The organism is Burkholderia sp. COPS (assembly GCF_019425585.1).
Classification (GTDB): Bacteria; Pseudomonadota; Gammaproteobacteria; order Burkholderiales; family Burkholderiaceae; genus Burkholderia; species Burkholderia cepacia.
Genome location: NZ_WIXR01000012.1, coordinates 200,893 through 216,285 on the forward strand (window position 1 = coordinate 200,893; position 15,393 = coordinate 216,285).

The window sequence follows — 15,393 nt, forward strand, 5'->3', positions numbered from 1 at the left end:
AACCGCAATGGAAACCCGACACGAGAAATATCGCCGCCTCATCGAACATTGCCAGACACTCGCGCCGATGCCGACGGCCGTCGCGCATCCGTGCGATCGAAGCTCGCTCGAGGGCGCGCTGGAGGCGGCGCGCAAGGGGCTGATCGAGCCGATCCTGGTCGGCCCGCGTGCGCGTATCGAAGCGACCGCCGCGGAGTTGCAGCTGCCGATCGGCGATCACGAGATCGTCGATGCGCCGTACAGCGAGGCGTCGGCAGCGGCGGCGGTGCGGCTCGTACGCGACGGCCGCGCGTCCGCGCTGATGAAGGGCAGCCTTCACACCGACGAACTCATGGCCGAAGTGGTGCGGCACGATTCCGGGTTGCGCACGGGCCGGCGCATCAGCCATTGCTTCGTGATGGACGTGCCCGCGCACGCCGACCCGCTGATCGTGACCGACGCGGCGATCAATATCGCGCCGACGCTCGAGGAAAAGGTCGACATCCTGCAGAACGCGATCGATCTCGCGCATGCGCTGGATTTTCCGCAGGTTCGTGTGGCGATCCTCTCGGCCATGGAGACGGTCAACCCGAAAGTGCCGTCGACGCTCGAAGCCGCCGCGCTGTGCAAGATGGTGGATCGGCGGCAGATTACCGGCGCGCTCGTCGACGGCCCGCTGGCGCTCGACAACGCGATCGATCCCGAAGCCGCGCGCATCAAGCAGATCGATTCGCCGGTGGCCGGGCACGCGAACGTGCTGATGGTGCCGAACCTCGAAGCGGGCAACATGCTTGCCAAGAGCCTGTCGTTCCTGGCCGGTGCAGACGCGGCGGGCATCGTGCTCGGCGCGCGCGTGCCGGTCATCCTGACGAGTCGTGCCGATTCGTTGATCACCCGGCTGGCTTCCTGCGCGGTCGCGATGCTCGTCGCGAACGTGCAGCGCGAAGCGGCCCGGCGCGTGGGGTGACGCCATGGCAGACGTGATTCTGGTGTTGAATGCCGGCTCGTCGAGCATCAAGTTTTCCGCATTCGACGTGCACGGCGACACGCTCGGCCTGATCGTGCATGGCCAGGTCGAGGGCCTGTACACGGCCACGGCGCACTTCAGCGCTGTCGACCGCCACGCGGAGCGTCACGAACGGCAATGGGCCGGCGGCGATACGTTCGGCCATCAGGAAGGGCTCGAGCAGATCGCCGCGTTCCTGGGCGCGCATCAGGAAGGGCACCGTCTCGCGGCGGTGGGCCATCGCGTCGTGCACGGCGGACAACGCTTCAGCGGCCCGGTGCGCGTCACGCCCGAGATCGTGGCCGAGCTGGAGAAACTCACCCCGCTCGCGCCGTTGCATCAGCCGCACAACCTGACGCCGATTCGTATCCTCGAAACGATGCGGCCCGGCGTCGAGCAGGTGGCCTGCTTCGACACGGCGTTCCACTGCACGCAGCCCGCGGTGACCCAGGCGTTCGCGCTGCCCGCGTCGATCACCAGCCGGGGCGTGCGCCGTTACGGTTTCCACGGGCTCTCGTACGAGTACATCGCGAGCGTGCTGCCCGACGTCGCGCCGGCGGCAGCGCGCGGGCGCACGGTCGTCGCCCATCTCGGCAACGGCGCGAGCATGTGCGCGCTCGTGGCAGGCAAGAGCGTCGCGAGCACGATGGGGTTCACGGCGCTCGACGGGCTGCCGATGGGCACGCGTTGCGGCAACCTCGATCCCGGTGTCGTGATCTTCCTGATGGAAGCACTCCGGATGGACGTGCGCGCCGTCGAGGATCTGCTCTATCGGCGTTCCGGGTTGCTCGGCGTGTCCGGCCTGTCGAGCGACATGCGCACCCTGCTCGCGAGCGACGACCCGCACGCACGCTTCGCCATCGAGCTGTACGTCTACCGCATCGCGCGCGAACTCGGTTCGCTCGCGGCCGCGATGGAGGGAATCGACGCCGTCGTGTTCACGGCGGGGATCGGCGAGCACGCGGCGGCGATTCGCGAGGGGGTGTTGCGCCGTGCGGCGTGGCTCGGCGTCGAGATCGACGTCGACGCGAACGGCACGGGCGGGCCGCTGATCACGACGGCATCGAGCCGCGTATCGGCGTGGGTGATCCCGACCGACGAAGAACTGATGATCGCGCGCCATACGCACCGGCTGATCCGGTGACGGGTGAACGAGCAAGGAATCCTCATGGCTGAACTACTGCTGGTCAATGTCGAAGAACACGCGCGCGACGACGAGGTCGGCGCGTTCCTGGCGCGGCATGGATTCCCGCAGTTCGATGCGATCGAGCGCGTGCCGGCCGGGATCGGCACCCCCATCGCGCTGCTCCGGTTCAACACGCTGTCGTCGGTCGCGCTTTACTCGCTGCGCGCCCGGATCGATCACATCTCGTGGCGGGGCCGCTCGATTCGCGCGCATATCCTGCCGGACCGGAAGGACTGAACGGCTGCGTGCGGCGGCGTGGTTCGAGCGGTGAATGCGCGCAGGCCGGCATGCGGCCCGTGTTCATCGGCGGAGTGGGGCGGTGTCATACCTCCGCGGTGTCTCGGGGCGGCGTCACCGTCAGATGATCCGGCACGTGCCGTGTACGTCCCTCAGCCACGTGAGAAGCATCATCGCGGCATAGACACAGGGCAGCACGATCAAAAATCGACGCCACGTTACCTTGAAACGCGGAAGCCGCCGGACGACCACGGCGAGCGCGATGCAGGCAACCAGCCCGACCGGCAAGATGTTCCAGTTGTCCCTGAAGGCGGCAAAAACGAAAGCCGCCGTGAAAAACACGACCCAGACCACGGCACCGCCCAGGGTGTCGCAGTAGGCGGTGGCGTATCCGGAGAACCACGCGAGCAGAAGCGCCGCAAGCCCGAACGCGGTCAGGATGGTCGCGAGCCAGAGCGGCGGCCCGTGCGTGCCCGCCTGTCGCACGGGAGCGTCTTGTTGGTCGGCATCGGTCAATTCGGTCACCTGCAATCGGGCGGGTTGTCACGGCAAGCGGCGTAGTATCGCCGCGTTTCGGCGCCGAAGCGAGAGGCGGTGCGTGGCCATGCCATCGGCGGGGCAGGCCGGCGCGTGGCACGTGACCCCTGCGAACCCGCATTTCCCGAGCGATTTTTGAATCGTCGTGTGTCGTGTTCGCCGACAGATACGTTGGGATACAAAGCCTCGCCAGGGCTCGGGTATAAAACCGGTGAAGCGATTCACACGGCGGCGCGATGCCATGCGCCGCTGCCGAGAATGCAGATTCCCGAGTGCCCGCACGTGCCGCGGTCACCTTCCTTAGCGATCGACACTGGAGAACGAGTCATGCCCGAAACCGTGAACACCCGCCGCCGCCTGATCCTGGGTACGACGCTGGCGAGCCTCAGCCTCGCCGACCTCGGCTTCAGCGCCCTGGCGCACGCGCAGTCGGCGCCCGATGCAGCGCCTGCGAAGCGCGCGGCCGGCGCCGCGTCGCTGGGGACGATCCACCAGATCGACGCGGGCGTGCTCAACGTCGGGTATGCGGACCTCGGGCCGAAGAACGGCCCGGTCGTGTTCCTGCTGCACGGCTGGCCGTACGACATCTACAGCTACGCGGAAGTCGCGCCGCTGCTCGTCGCGGCCGGCTATCGCGTGATCGTGCCTTACCTGCGCGGCTACGGGTCGACGACGTTCCGCTCGGCCGACACGGTGCGCAACGGCCAGCAGGCCGTGACGGCCGTCGACATCGTTGCGCTGATGGATGCGCTGAAGATCGACCGCGCGGTGTTCGGCGGTTACGACTGGGGCGCGCGCACGGCCGACATCATCGCGGCGCTGTGGCCGCAGCGCGTGAAGGCGCTGGTGTCGGTGAGCGGCTACCTGATCGGCAGCCAGGAGGCGAACCGCAAGCCGCTGCCGCCGCAGGCCGAATTCCAGTGGTGGTATCAGTTCTACTTCACGACCGAGCGTGGCGCGCTGGGCTACGCGGCGAACCGCGATGCGTTCAACAAGCTGATCTGGCAGCTCGCATCGCCGAAATGGCAGTTCTCCGACGAAACCTACGCGCGCACGGCCGCGTCGTTCCAGAACCCCGATCACGTGGCCGTCGTGATCCACAACTATCGCTGGCGTCTCGGGCTCGCGAAGGGCGAGGCGCAATACGACGACCTCGAGCGGCGCCTTGCGGCAGGCCCTGCGATTACGGTGCCGACGATCACGATGGAAGGCGATGCGAACGGCGCGCCGCATCCGGAACCGGCCGCGTACGCGAAGAAGTTCACCGGCAAGTACCAGCACCGCACGATCGCCGGCGGCATCGGCCACAACCTGCCGCAGGAAGCGCCGCAGGCGTTCGCGGATGCGATCCTGCAAGTGGAGCACCTGTGATGCGGGCGCGCATGGGTGGCGTGCGGCGCGGCGTGCGCCGCGGGTTCGTCGCGGGCGTGCTGCTGGCCGGCGCGTGGTCGGGGAGCGGCCCGGCCGCGTTCGCGGAGCAGCCGAAGCCGGCTGCCGCCGCCGCGTCGCCGATTTACGGCGTGACGATCCCGCCCGGCTACCGGAAGTGGGAAGTGGTCGCCCCGGCCGAAGAAGCCGCGCCGCTCGATGAACTGCGTGTCGTGCTCGGCAATCCCGTCGCGATCCGCGCGCTCGAACAGGCGACACTGCCGTTTCCGGACGGTACGATCCTGGTGAAGCTCGCGTACAAGCGCAAGCAGTCCGACGAGTTCGCGCCCGCGACGGTGCCCGGACAGGCGACGACCGTGCAGGTGATGGTGAAGGACTCGCGCCGCTATGCGTCGACGGGCGGCTGGGGCTTCGGGCGGTTCATCAACGGCGTGCCGGCCGATATCGGCCAGCACCAGACGTGCTTTGCGTGCCACCAGGCGCGGGTGAAGAATCACGATTACGTGTTCACGCGGCTGGCGCCGTGACGGAGGCGTGAGCAAGGTGAGTCGCCGGGATACACGCGGCTCATTAACGTCCCGTCATCGGTGGCGAATGGTGTGCGACTGCCCGCCCCATAACCCCGCTCGTGCCGGCTCTGGATTCGACCCGGCCGCCGTAGGCGCGTCGCCTGCGTGGCCGATTCCCGTATTGCGTCCATTCCCGTGAATGACTCGGCGACGCGATCCTGGTTCCACGGATCGCGCCTCCGAGCCATCTGCGTCACCACGAATAGCCCTGCATTCCGTAATTGGTGTCGTGCCGGCGACCCCACCACGGCAGGTAAGCATTGTTCCCGCCACGCGCGCGGAACCAGTCCTTGTCCGGATCGATCGGCGTGAGCGTCGACGGTGGCCTGACGACGACCGCGACGGGATGCTCCGGGTCGGTCGTGCCGGCGACCAATGCGTTACCGCCGAAGTGATTGATCCGGCCGATCGCCAGCGCAACGTCGGTCAAGGCGCTGCCGGTTCCCATGTCACCGAGCAGGGCGGCCGTGTTGAAGGCCTGTTGCCGGGGATCGTATTCCGGGAGCGTTTCCGTCAAGGTCTGCGCGAGTGCGACGAGACGTGACGAGGCCGCGTCACTGCCTTTCCCTGCGTCGTGCACGATGTACTCGAGATCCGGGACTGCGACGCCGGCATTGCGCGCTGCCTGGTCGATGGTCGCTTTCCACGCCTGCACGGTTCGCGTCGTGCCGACCTTCGGCGAGAACGCTCGCGTGTTGCCGGTGGCGGCCTTGCCGATCCAGGCGAGCGGTTCGCGCTGCGTGTCGAAGTTCGGGCCGGCGAGAAACAGCACGACGAGGTTCTCGTTGATCTGCGCGTCGAGCGGCGGAAAATTCGGCGCATCCCAGTTCACCACCCACACGGTCTTGTCGGGGTTGTCCCGCAGGTAGTCCAACGCCTTGTTCAGCGCCGCGAAGCCGGCGTTTGCGCCGCCTTGCGTGATTTGCACATCGGGCAGTGTGTCGCGGCTCCACATCGTCGGGAAATACCGATTGCCGATCGAAAACGTCTTTCGAATCGAGTTTTGCAAATAGCTCTGCGATTCGTCCGCCTCGAGTCGATCCGGAATCGCAAGCTCGACGCGAATGCCTGCCAATTCGCGCCAATCTTTCTTGTTGTCGGGGTTCACCGTGTAGAAGTATTTTGGATTGGAGGCGTAGCGAGAATGAAGCAGCAGAGGGAACCTCTTCATGTACTTGTGATAGAAACCCTTGAACGTCTCCGCGCCTTCGTTGCCGTACGCGATACCCGCTACCGATTGCAGCGTAGTAAAGGACTTCGGATCGGTGCGGACCATATCGTCGTTCTTGTTTGGCGCGGCGAGCCCCTGCGTCCACAACAATTGCCATTCGGTCGGGTAGTCCCTCCGTTGCAACGGATTCATCCAGATCAGGCCGACAACCTGCGCGACGAACGGCTTCGCCGACGCTGCATCTTCAAGCACCATACTCCCTACTTGCTCCTGGGCAGGCGCGGCTTGTGCAGGACGCGTCATGGCCGTGATAAACAGAAACACCATGAGCGCAGCCAGGGCGGGCACGACAACGATTCGTTTCATCCATTCTCCTATTTCCAGATGGGCTGGATCGGGTTGTTCGACGTGCGTCACCAGCGACGCCATGAGTACTGCGGCAATGGGCCATACCGAAACGGCAACAGCGACACGTCGCTGCCATGTAGCGATGAGTGCCTTCAAAATGCACCCCCGACCTTCAGATAAAACGCCCCTTCACGTTCATCGACAATCGCGTCGGGCATATTTCCTTCTCCGTTTTCCATATGCACCCATTCCTGTATCGGTAGATCGTCAAGTTTGCCGCGCATGAAATAGTCGAAGTACTTCTCTCTCGGATTGCCGTCGAATCATTTCTCGATCCGCGACCGTCGTCGGTGCGCACCGACGAACCGGCGGCAACGGCCGCTACGCCGGACGCAGCCGCATCGCGACCGGCACCGCCGCCCATCGTCGTGTGTGAAATGCGGATGCCGTGAAAATGCGCTCAGGGGCGATGGCGACGAACGGATATTGTCAGAATGTGTTTCCGGGCAGGAATCAGGCGTGTTGCTTCGTCACTGGAAAAGCGCGGCAGAAGCGAGCGGTTTTTCAATCCGTCGAGATGGTCGGGTTCGTCATCCGCCGATGCCGCCGGGTGACGCACTTGTACTCGGCGCCGTGTCCTGATCGGCCGGTGATTGAGTCGTTATCGTCCGTACCTGCATGGCGAATTCGACGAGTTTGTATCGCACTGTATCTAGCGCTGCTCCGGAAACATCGGATTGCACTGAAACCCTGCTTCAGAAACATGCCGGATACGTGGGCGGGTTCTACTGTCGACATGCAGGAAACGTTCGATGCCAGGCGATCTGGATCGGATGCCGAATGATCGACCGACCTACTTCCTTCAAGGAGAACCCTCATGAAAGCCGCTCGCATCCTCGCCGTTGCGGTCCTCGCCGCCGTCCCCGCCCTGTCGTTTGCCGATACCGGCCACGGCCTCACGCGTGCCGACGTGCGCGCCGAACTCGTCCGCCTGGAACAGGCCGGCTACAACCCGGCGCGTAGCGAACCGCATTACCCGGAAGACGTCGCCGCCGCGCTGCAGGTCGCGCGTTCCGACCAGAACGGCCCGTCGAAGTCGCAAGGCGACAACGTGGCCGACGCATCGACGCGTGCCGGCCATCGCGACGCGGCGCAAGCGCACGCCACGCACAACGCATACGACGACCTGTACGCGCATTCGTGATCCGGTGCCGCGCCTGCCTCGTGCGCAGGCGCAGCCGCCACCGCGGCACATTCAGACAACACAACAGAGCAAGGAGCAAGACGATGGCCGGTTTGATGAAGCGCGTTCTGGTGTCCGCCGCGGTGATCGGCGGACTGTTCGGTGCGGTCGCGGCGCAGGCTGCGCAGAAGGACGACCTGAAGGGCACGAACGTCGTGCTCGTGCACGGCGCATTCGCCGACGGGTCGAGCTGGAACCGCGTGATTCCGCTGCTCGAGGCGCGCGGGCTGCACGTGGTGTCGGTGCAGAATCCGCTGAGCTCGCTCGCCGACGATGCAGCCGCGACGAAGCGCGCGATCGACGAACAGAAGGGGCCGGTCGTGCTGGTCGGCCATTCGTGGGCCGGCGTCGTGATCAGCGACGCGGGCAATGACGACAAGGTGAAGTCGCTCGTGTACGTCGCCGCGTTCGCACCCGACAACGGCCAGTCGATCGCGGACGTCACGCAGGGGCTGCCGGCACCCGCATGGGCCGGCGAACTGCGCAAGGACGCGGGCGGCTTCGCCACGTTGTCGGACAAGGCGATCGCGCAGGATTTCGCGCCGGACCTGCCGCCCGCACAGCAGCGCATCGTCGCGGCGACCCAGGGGCCGTGGTACGGCGGGTGCATTTCGGAGAGGGTCACGCAGGCCGCGTGGCATGTGAAGCCGTCGACGTTCGTCGTCGCGACGCAGGACCGGATGATCGATCCGAAGCTGCAGGAAACGATGGCGAAGCGGATCGGCGCGACGGTCGCGCGCGTGAACGGCAGCCATGTGTCGATGCTGAGCCAGCCGAAGGCCGTGGCCGACGCGATCATCGCGGCGGCGGAACGGGCGAAGCAGGAAACGCAGTGAGTGAACGCGGCGCCGCGCTTTCGCAGGAAAGCGCGGTGGCGCGAGTGACGGAGATGTCTTTTCACGAGGGGGAGTCATGACGCAACTGTGGCAACTGCCGGCAACCGAACTCGCGAAACGCGTCCGGCATCGTGACGTGTCCGCGCGCGAAGTCGCGGACGCCGTGCTCGATCGTCTCGACGCGGTGAATCCGGCGATCAACGCGGTGATCGAACACCGGCCCGACGACGTGCGGCGTCAGGCCGACGAAGTCGATCGCGCGATCGCGCGCGGCGACGATCCGGGGCCGCTCTCGGGCGTGCCCGTCACCGTGAAGATCAACGTCGACCAGGCGGGTTTCGCGACGACCAACGGCACGCGCCTGCAGGAGAACCTGATCGCGCATGCCGACAGCCCGGTGGTCGGCAACCTCAGAAAAGCCGGCGCGATCCTGCTCGGCCGCACCAATTCGCCGACGTTCGCGCTGCGCTGGTTCACGTCGAATCTCGTGCACGGCCACACGCGCAATCCGCGTCATCCGTCGCTGACGCCGGGCGGATCGAGCGGCGGCGCGGCGGCGGCCGTGGCCGCGGGAATCGGCCCGCTTGCCGTCGGCACCGACATCGGCGGCTCGGTGCGTTACCCCGCCTACGCATGCGGCGTGCACGGAATCCGGCCGTCGCTCGGGCGCGTGCCGGCGTTCAACGCGTCGTCGCCCGAGCGGGCGATCGGTGCGCAGTTGATGTCGACGGCCGGCCCGATCGCACGCACGATCGACGATCTCGCGCTCGCGCTGCGTGCGCTCGCCGCGCCCGACCCACGCGACCCGTGGCACGTGGCGGTGCCGTTCGACGGGCGCGAGGTGCCGAAGCGCGCGGCACTATGCGTGCGGCCGGGCGGCTTGCAGGTCGTGCCCGAAGTCGAGGCCGCGTTGCGCGATGCCGCGCGACGGCTGGTCGATGCGGGCTGGACCGTCGACGAGATCGACGACACGCCGCCGATGCGTGAGGCCGCGCTGTTGCAGGAGCAGCTCTGGCTCGGCGACGGTTTCGATGCACTGGCGAACGCGGTTGCCGGCAACGGCGATCCGGGTGCGGCGGCGGTGGTCGAGGCCGTGCGCGGCAAGGTGCGCGACCTGCCGGCCGACGTGATCGGCCGCGCGCTCGTCCGGCGTACGACGCTGACACGGCAGTGGCGGCTGTTTCTCGATGAATATGCGGTCGTGTTGCTGCCGGTATCGTCGGAGCTGCCGTTCCCGGACGATCTCGACCGGCAGGGGCAGGACGGATTCGATCGCGTGTGGGAGGCGCAGCTCACGTTGCGCGCGCTGCCGGCGATGGGGCTGCCGGGGCTTGCCGTGACGACGTCGCTCGAGAATGGCGTGCCGGTCGGCGTGCAGGTGGTCGCCGCGCTCCATCGCGAGGATCTGTGCCTGCTCGCCGGGCGCGACATCGAAGCGCGCGGCGTGCCGGTTGCGCCGGTCGACCCGGTACAGTGACCGGCAGACGCACAAGCGAATGCGTCGGCGATGCCCGTCAGGCATCGTGCAGACGCATGCCGACAGCAGGACTTCTTGCATCATCCATGCAGGCGCGCCAGCGCCTGCATCCCGTTTCGGATTTCATCGCAACGCGCCACCCGCCGCGTTGATCGTCTCCCGCGATTCCTTTCGAATGCCTTCGATGCGCGACATCGAACGGCCACCTTTGCGCCTGTTCTGCTCACCCGCGAGCCCGCGGCGATAGCGCGCGTCTGCTATTGCATTCCCCGCAACGCTGATTAGGAAATGAATTTTTATTGGTTCAGCTTCCCCGGCCGCCCTCGCATAGTGGCGCTGACGGCTATAGACAGCACGCAAGCTGCAACGGCCGCATTCCCGGTGTTTTTGTTCATACGAATCCGCGAAAACAAGGAAGTGTCATGACGGTTGAACTGGAAGAACGAACTGCCGCGCAGCAGGCGCTCGAAGACGCGCGCGCGGCCGCTGCGGCGGCCGGCACGCCCTATGCGGGCGGTGTCGCGCCGGAAGTCGCGTGGGCGCTGTTCTCGTCCGGCGATGCGCTGCTGGTGGATGTGCGCACCGCCGAGGAACGGAAATTCGTCGGTCACGTGCCGGAATCGCTGCACGTGCCGTGGGCGACCGGCACGAGCCTGACGCGCAACCCGCGCTTCGTGCGCGAACTGGAAGCGAAGACGGGCAAGGCGGCCGTCGTGCTGCTGTTGTGCCGGAGCGGCAACCGCTCGGCGCAGGCGGCCGAGGCCGCGACGAAGGGCGGCTTCACGCAGGTATTCAACGTGCTCGAAGGGTTCGAGGGCGACCTCGACGAACGGCAGCATCGCGGCGGCAGCAACGGCTGGCGCTTTCGCGGCCTGCCGTGGGCACAGGACTGATTCACGGCCGAGACAGGGAGAACGCAGCATGGCCGCATTCGACATCGACGACATCGTTCAATCGCTGCAGACCGTACGCCGCGCATGGCGCGAGAAGCAGCGGCGCTCGCTCGAACCGGGCGGGCGCGACCTGCCGGCGCGCGAAGCGCTCGCGCAGATCATCGGCGCGCTGAAGGGCGTGCTGTTCCCGATGCGGCTCGGGCCGCCCGAGCTGCGCCAGGAGAGCGAGAACTTCCACGTGGCCCATGCACTCGACGCGGCGCTGAACGCGCTGCTCACGCAGGTCAAGCTGGAATTGCGCTACGCGGCGCGGCAGCGCAATGCCGACGGGCCGGTCGATCATGTCGACGAAGTCGCGTCGACGGCCGTGCAGGCGTTCGCCACGCGCCTGCCCGAGATCCGCCGGCTGCTCGACAGCGACGTGCTGGCCGCGTTCCACGGCGATCCGGCGGCCGGCAGCGTCGACGAGGTGCTGCTGTGTTATCCGGGCATCCTCGCGATGATCCACCATCGGCTCGCGCACGAGCTGTACGGGCTCGGCCTGCCGCTGCTCGCGCGGATCATCGCCGAACAGGCGCATGCGGAGACCGGCATCGACATCCATCCGGGCGCGCGCATCGGCGCGGGCTTCTTCATCGACCACGGCACCGGCGTCGTGATCGGCGAGACGGCGATCATCGGCGAGCGCGTGCGCGTGTACCAGGCCGTCACGCTCGGGGCGAAACGCTTTCCGCGCGACGCGGCCGGCCATCTCGAGAAAGGGCTCGCCCGGCATCCGATCGTCGAGGACGACGTGGTGATCTACGCGGGCGCGACGATCCTCGGCCGCGTGACGATCGGGCGCGGCGCGGTGATCGGCGGCAACGTGTGGCTCACGCAGGACGTGGCGGCCGGCGAGAACGTCACGCAGGCGGTGCTGCGCAGCGAAGCGAACGCCGCGCCGCGCGCGGCGGCGCGTGTCGCCTAGGAGGCGCGATGAGCGACCTCATCCATCACTTCGGCGCCAACGTGCGCAGGCTGCGCGAAGCGCGCACGTGGTCGCAGGAACAACTGGCCGAGCATGCGGGGCTGAACCGTTCGTATGTCGGCGAGATCGAGCGAGGCGAGGCGATCGCGTCGATCGTCACGGCCGACAAGATCGCGCGCGCGTTCGACGTATCGATCTCGACGCTGCTGCCGGGCACGTTCGTCACCTGAGGCCGCCTCGTCACCTTTCCCTTTCGGTCGCACGCGGCATGACGGCTATAGCATGTTGAGCCGGCAGGTGCGTGCTTCCGATAATCACCCAGCGTCATAAGCAATCCCGTTTTTCATCTTAAGAACCCGGAGCCACACATGTCGACCGTTGCAAGCGGCACGGCTGCGCTGAGCGATCACGCCGCCCGCCAACTAGCGAACGCTACCAAGACCGTCCCCCAGCTTTCCACGATCACGCCGCGCTGGCTGACCCATCTGCTGCAATGGGTGCCGGTCGAAGCGGGCATCTATCGCCTGAACCAGGTGAAGAACCCGGAAGCCGTGCGTGCCGCGTGCACGCAGCTCGAGGACGAAAGCGTGCTGCCGCAGACCTTCGTGCCGTATGAAGAACAGCCGCGCGAGTATTTCCTGAACGCGGTGAGCACCGTGCTCGACGTGCATACGCGGATCTCCGATCTTTACAGTAGTCCTCATGACCAGATCAAGGAACAGCTGCGCCTGACGATCGAGACGATCAAGGAGCTGCAGGAAAGCCAGCTGATCAACAACCCCGACTACGGGCTGCTCGCGAACGTGACCGACGACCAGCGGATCTTCCCGCTGACGGGTGCGCCGACGCCGGACGACCTCGACGAACTGCTGACGAAGGTGTGGAAGGAACCGGCGTTCTTCCTCACGCACCCGCTCGCGATCGCCGCGTTCGGCCGCGAATGCACGCGGCGCGGCGTGCCGCCGCCGACGGTCAGCCTGTTCGGCTCGCAGTTCCTCACGTGGCGCGGCATTCCGCTGATCCCGTCGGACAAGGTGCCGGTCGCGGACGGCAAGACCAAGATCCTGCTGCTGCGCGTCGGCGACAAGCGCCAGGGCGTGGTCGGCCTCTATCAGCCGGGTGTCGCGGGCGAGCAGGGGCCGGGCCTGTCGGTGCGCTTCATGGGGATCAACAACCAGGCGATCGCGTCGTACCTGATCTCGCTGTATTGCTCGCTCGCGGTCCATTCGCCGGATGCGCTGGCTGTCCTCGATGACGTCGAAATCGCCAAGTTCCATGACTATCCCGACACCTACCGTTAATCCCGGCCTGGCCGGCGGCGACGCGCACGCGCTGCCGCACGCGCCGTTGCCGGCCGGCTTGCCCGATCCCGCGACGCTGGCGCGGCTCGCGTCCGAGTTCTTCTCGACGCCGCCCGGTCAGGCCACCGCGCCCGGGGTGTCGGCGGGCAGCGGTGCGGTCGGCGGCGTGCCGTCGGCCTTGCCGGCCGCCGCGCCGATCCTTGCGTCGGTGAGCAACCCGGTTCCGGGCGGCTCGCCGCTCGCGGGGCCGGGCGGCGCGGGCACCGGCGTGCCCGGTCTCGCGCTCCCGCAAGGGAAAGTGCCCGGCGCGAACCTCGCGCCGTCCGCACCGACCCACGTGTTGTCGCTCGGCAACCGCGCACCGGCGCTCGCGCCGCATGCGGCCGCGCAGAACGGGCTGCCCGACAACGCCGTGTCGATCGCGCCCGCGCTCGAACCGCGCGTCGGCGGCGCGGCGCTCGGTGTGCCGCAAGTGAATGCGCCGGCGCCGGACGGTGCGGCGAAGGCATCGCCGTACTACTTCACCGACGGTTCGCTGCAGGGCTGGCAGGGGACGCCGCAGGACATCGTCGTGCCGTCGAACGGCCTCGCGTCGCCGGAAGCGTTCGGGCTGCCGGGCGACGACGCGCTGCGCGAACTGCTCGCCGTGCATCGCGACGTGCCGGCGTCGCGCGCATCGGGCAGCGAGGTGCCGCGTTATTTCATCGACGAGACGCACGCAGCCGAGCCGCAAGGTCAGTTGTATCGCGGCGCGCACCCGCCGTTCGACGTGAACGCGATTCGCCGCGATTTCCCGATCCTGCAGGAGCGCGTGAACGGCAAGCAGCTCGTCTGGTTCGACAATGCGGCGACGACGCACAAGCCGCAGGCCGTGATCGACCGCCTCGCATACTTCTACGCGCACGAGAACTCGAACATCCACCGCGCGGCACATGCGTTGGCCGGCCGCGCGACGGATGCTTACGAGCATGCGCGGGAAACCGTGCAGCGCTTCATCGGCGCCTCGTCGCCGGACGAGATCGTGTTCGTGCGCGGCACGACCGAGGCGATCAACCTGATCGCGAAGTCGTGGGGTGTGCAGAACGTCGGCGAAGGCGACGAGATCATCGTGTCGAACCTCGAGCATCACGCGAACATCGTGCCGTGGCAGCAGCTTGCCGCGCTCAAGGGTGCGAAGCTGCGCGTGATTCCGGTCGACGATTCGGGGCAGGTGCTGCTCGACGAATACCGGAAGCTGCTCAACGACCGCACGAAGATCGTGTCCGTCACGCAGGTGTCGAACGCGCTGGGCACGGTCGTGCCGGTGAAGGAGATCGTCGAGCTTGCGCATCGGGCGGGCGCGAAGGCGCTCGTCGACGGCGCACAGTCGATCTCGCACATGCGCGTGGACGTGCAGGCGCTCGATGCGGATTTCTTCGTGTTCTCCGGGCACAAGATCTACGGGCCGACCGGGATCGGCGTCGTGTACGGCAAGCGCGCGATCCTCGACGACATGCCGCCCTGGCAGGGCGGCGGCAACATGATCGCGGACGTGACGTTCGAGCGCACGGTGTTCCAGCCGCCGCCGAACCGGTTCGAGGCCGGCACCGGCAACATCGCGGATGCGGTGGGGCTGGGTGCCGCGCTCGACTACGTGAGCCGGGTCGGCATCGAGAACATCGCGCGCTACGAGCACGACCTGCTCGCGTATGCGACGAGCGTGCTCGCACCGGTGCCGGGCGTGCGCCTCGTCGGCACCGCGCGCGACAAGGCGAGCGTGCTGTCGTTCGTGCTGAAGGGCTATGAGACCGAGGAAGTCGGGCAGGCGCTGAACGAAGAGGGCATCGCGGTGCGCTCGGGGCATCACTGCGCGCAGCCGATCCTGCGGCGGTTCGGGCTCGAGGCAACGGTGCGGCCGTCGCTCGCGTTCTACAACACGTGCGACGAAGTCGACGCGCTGGTTAGCGTCGTGAGAAGGCTGGCGACGCGACGCTGACGCATGTCGTCCGCGAGGAGCCCGCTTGTGGCGCCCGGCAACGGGCTGTCGCAAGCGGGCTCATTTGCATGGCGATGCGGGCATGGCGCGCCGCTCGACGTTCCGTGAGCATCTATCCGTCGCGCTTCATCCTCCATAGCCCGGCCGCTGGCACCGGATCGGCAACCGGCGCATCGACGGGAGCGCCATTGCGCCGTGCGTTGCGCCTGGCATCCCGCCGCGCTGCGCTGCGCGATCGCGGTCGAAGCGGTGGTCACGAAGTTCGGGCATGGCCCGGCC

General features: G+C 67.2%; 16 protein-coding genes. 13 read left to right on the plus strand and 3 right to left on the minus strand.

Annotation, left to right across the window (positions count from 1 at the left end):
* The first annotated feature begins 7 nt into the window (after window positions 1-7).
* The 3 genes from FOZ70_RS10405 to FOZ70_RS10415 are packed head-to-tail and all read left to right on the plus strand — an operon-like array spanning window position 8 to window position 2,408.
* On the plus strand, window positions 8-946 hold the full coding sequence (locus FOZ70_RS10405; RefSeq protein ID WP_060230116.1) for a phosphate acetyltransferase: 939 nt from the start codon (window positions 8-10) through the stop codon (window positions 944-946).
* Between the two features lie 4 nt (window positions 947-950).
* On the plus strand, window positions 951-2,129 hold the full coding sequence (locus FOZ70_RS10410; RefSeq protein WP_048021656.1) for an acetate/propionate family kinase: 1,179 nt from the start codon (window positions 951-953) through the stop codon (window positions 2,127-2,129).
* Between the two features lie 24 nt (window positions 2,130-2,153).
* The gene (locus FOZ70_RS10415) at window positions 2,154-2,408 is read left to right on the plus strand and encodes a hypothetical protein (RefSeq protein WP_021156724.1); all 255 of its coding nucleotides are present in this window, start codon (window positions 2,154-2,156) and stop codon (window positions 2,406-2,408) included.
* A gap of 120 nt (window positions 2,409-2,528) precedes the next feature.
* Here FOZ70_RS10415 and FOZ70_RS10420 read toward each other — a convergent pair whose 3' ends face one another.
* A complete protein-coding gene (locus tag FOZ70_RS10420) occupies window positions 2,529-2,933 on the minus strand; it encodes a hypothetical protein (protein ID WP_219705791.1) in 405 nt (134 codons plus the stop codon).
* 339 nt (window positions 2,934-3,272) lie between these two features.
* On the opposite strand from FOZ70_RS10420, the gene FOZ70_RS10425 reads away from it, so the two are divergent.
* Window positions 3,273-4,316 (plus strand): alpha/beta hydrolase, encoded by a 1,044-nt coding sequence (locus tag FOZ70_RS10425; RefSeq protein ID WP_219705793.1) that lies wholly within the window; start codon window positions 3,273-3,275, stop codon window positions 4,314-4,316.
* Window positions 4,316-4,861 carry a cytochrome P460 family protein gene (locus FOZ70_RS10430; RefSeq protein WP_219705795.1) on the plus strand — a complete coding sequence of 182 codons (546 nt, stop codon included), beginning with the start codon at window positions 4,316-4,318 and terminating at the stop codon, window positions 4,859-4,861. Before FOZ70_RS10425 ends, FOZ70_RS10430 begins: the two co-directional genes overlap by 1 nt.
* Before the next feature lie 235 nt (window positions 4,862-5,096).
* Here FOZ70_RS10430 and FOZ70_RS10435 read toward each other — a convergent pair whose 3' ends face one another.
* Together FOZ70_RS10435 and FOZ70_RS38030 are read right to left on the minus strand one after the other, a co-directional pair.
* Window positions 5,097-6,440, minus strand: a complete 1,344-nt coding sequence (locus tag FOZ70_RS10435) for a virulence factor (protein WP_219705797.1) — start codon at window positions 6,438-6,440, stop codon at window positions 5,097-5,099.
* 134 nt (window positions 6,441-6,574) lie between these two features.
* Window positions 6,575-6,706 carry a hypothetical protein gene (locus tag FOZ70_RS38030; protein ID WP_258025592.1) on the minus strand — a complete coding sequence of 44 codons (132 nt, stop codon included), beginning with the start codon at window positions 6,704-6,706 and terminating at the stop codon, window positions 6,575-6,577.
* A 593-nt stretch (window positions 6,707-7,299) separates the two neighbouring features.
* Here FOZ70_RS38030 and FOZ70_RS10440 point away from each other — a divergent pair.
* The 8 genes from FOZ70_RS10440 (at window position 7,300) to FOZ70_RS10475 (ending at window position 15,114) form a co-directional block, all read left to right on the plus strand.
* The gene (locus tag FOZ70_RS10440) at window positions 7,300-7,626 is read left to right on the plus strand and encodes a DUF4148 domain-containing protein (RefSeq protein WP_059817577.1); all 327 of its coding nucleotides are present in this window, start codon (window positions 7,300-7,302) and stop codon (window positions 7,624-7,626) included.
* Window positions 7,627-7,709: 83 nt separating this feature from the next.
* Window positions 7,710-8,501, plus strand: a complete 792-nt coding sequence (locus FOZ70_RS10445) for an alpha/beta hydrolase (RefSeq protein ID WP_219705798.1) — start codon at window positions 7,710-7,712, stop codon at window positions 8,499-8,501.
* 76 nt (window positions 8,502-8,577) lie between these two features.
* Window positions 8,578-9,978, plus strand: a complete 1,401-nt coding sequence (locus FOZ70_RS10450; RefSeq protein ID WP_219705800.1) for an amidase family protein — start codon at window positions 8,578-8,580, stop codon at window positions 9,976-9,978.
* Window positions 9,979-10,400: 422 nt separating this feature from the next.
* Complete coding sequence (locus FOZ70_RS10455) at window positions 10,401-10,871, plus strand: rhodanese-like domain-containing protein (protein WP_021156736.1); 471 nt, start codon at window positions 10,401-10,403, stop codon at window positions 10,869-10,871.
* Window positions 10,872-10,899: 28 nt separating this feature from the next.
* Complete coding sequence (epsC, locus tag FOZ70_RS10460; protein ID WP_059653974.1) at window positions 10,900-11,838, plus strand: serine O-acetyltransferase EpsC; 939 nt, start codon at window positions 10,900-10,902, stop codon at window positions 11,836-11,838.
* 8 nt (window positions 11,839-11,846) lie between these two features.
* Window positions 11,847-12,068 (plus strand): helix-turn-helix transcriptional regulator, encoded by a 222-nt coding sequence (locus tag FOZ70_RS10465; RefSeq protein ID WP_021156738.1) that lies wholly within the window; start codon window positions 11,847-11,849, stop codon window positions 12,066-12,068.
* A 138-nt stretch (window positions 12,069-12,206) separates the two neighbouring features.
* Window positions 12,207-13,139: a family 2A encapsulin nanocompartment shell protein gene (locus tag FOZ70_RS10470; RefSeq protein ID WP_021156739.1), complete on the plus strand. Its 933-nt coding sequence runs from the start codon at window positions 12,207-12,209 to the stop codon at window positions 13,137-13,139.
* Window positions 13,114-15,114: a family 2A encapsulin nanocompartment cargo protein cysteine desulfurase gene (locus tag FOZ70_RS10475; protein ID WP_059653971.1), complete on the plus strand. Its 2,001-nt coding sequence runs from the start codon at window positions 13,114-13,116 to the stop codon at window positions 15,112-15,114. Before FOZ70_RS10470 ends, FOZ70_RS10475 begins: the two co-directional genes overlap by 26 nt.
* The last annotated feature ends 279 nt before the right edge of the window (window positions 15,115-15,393 follow it).

Bases quoted from the DNA above. Each gene is read 5' to 3' on its own strand.
- FOZ70_RS10405 (WP_060230116.1), top strand. From the start codon at position 8: ATGGAAACCCGACACGAGAAATATCGCCGCCTCATCGAACATTGCCAG.
- FOZ70_RS10410 (WP_048021656.1), top strand. From the start codon at position 951: ATGGCAGACGTGATTCTGGTGTTGAATGCCGGCTCGTCGAGCATCAAG.
- FOZ70_RS10415 (WP_021156724.1), top strand. From the start codon at position 2,154: ATGGCTGAACTACTGCTGGTCAATGTCGAAGAACACGCGCGCGACGAC.
- FOZ70_RS10425 (WP_219705793.1), top strand. From the start codon at position 3,273: ATGCCCGAAACCGTGAACACCCGCCGCCGCCTGATCCTGGGTACGACG.
- FOZ70_RS10430 (WP_219705795.1), top strand. From the start codon at position 4,316: ATGCGGGCGCGCATGGGTGGCGTGCGGCGCGGCGTGCGCCGCGGGTTC.
- FOZ70_RS10435 (WP_219705797.1), bottom strand. From the start codon at position 6,440: ATGAAACGAATCGTTGTCGTGCCCGCCCTGGCTGCGCTCATGGTGTTT.
- FOZ70_RS38030 (WP_258025592.1), bottom strand. From the start codon at position 6,706: ATGCGCGGCAAACTTGACGATCTACCGATACAGGAATGGGTGCATATG.
- FOZ70_RS10440 (WP_059817577.1), top strand. From the start codon at position 7,300: ATGAAAGCCGCTCGCATCCTCGCCGTTGCGGTCCTCGCCGCCGTCCCC.
- FOZ70_RS10445 (WP_219705798.1), top strand. From the start codon at position 7,710: ATGGCCGGTTTGATGAAGCGCGTTCTGGTGTCCGCCGCGGTGATCGGC.
- FOZ70_RS10450 (WP_219705800.1), top strand. From the start codon at position 8,578: ATGACGCAACTGTGGCAACTGCCGGCAACCGAACTCGCGAAACGCGTC.
- FOZ70_RS10455 (WP_021156736.1), top strand. From the start codon at position 10,401: ATGACGGTTGAACTGGAAGAACGAACTGCCGCGCAGCAGGCGCTCGAA.
- epsC (WP_059653974.1), top strand. From the start codon at position 10,900: ATGGCCGCATTCGACATCGACGACATCGTTCAATCGCTGCAGACCGTA.
- FOZ70_RS10465 (WP_021156738.1), top strand. From the start codon at position 11,847: ATGAGCGACCTCATCCATCACTTCGGCGCCAACGTGCGCAGGCTGCGC.
- FOZ70_RS10470 (WP_021156739.1), top strand. From the start codon at position 12,207: ATGTCGACCGTTGCAAGCGGCACGGCTGCGCTGAGCGATCACGCCGCC.
- FOZ70_RS10475 (WP_059653971.1), top strand. From the start codon at position 13,114: ATGACTATCCCGACACCTACCGTTAATCCCGGCCTGGCCGGCGGCGAC.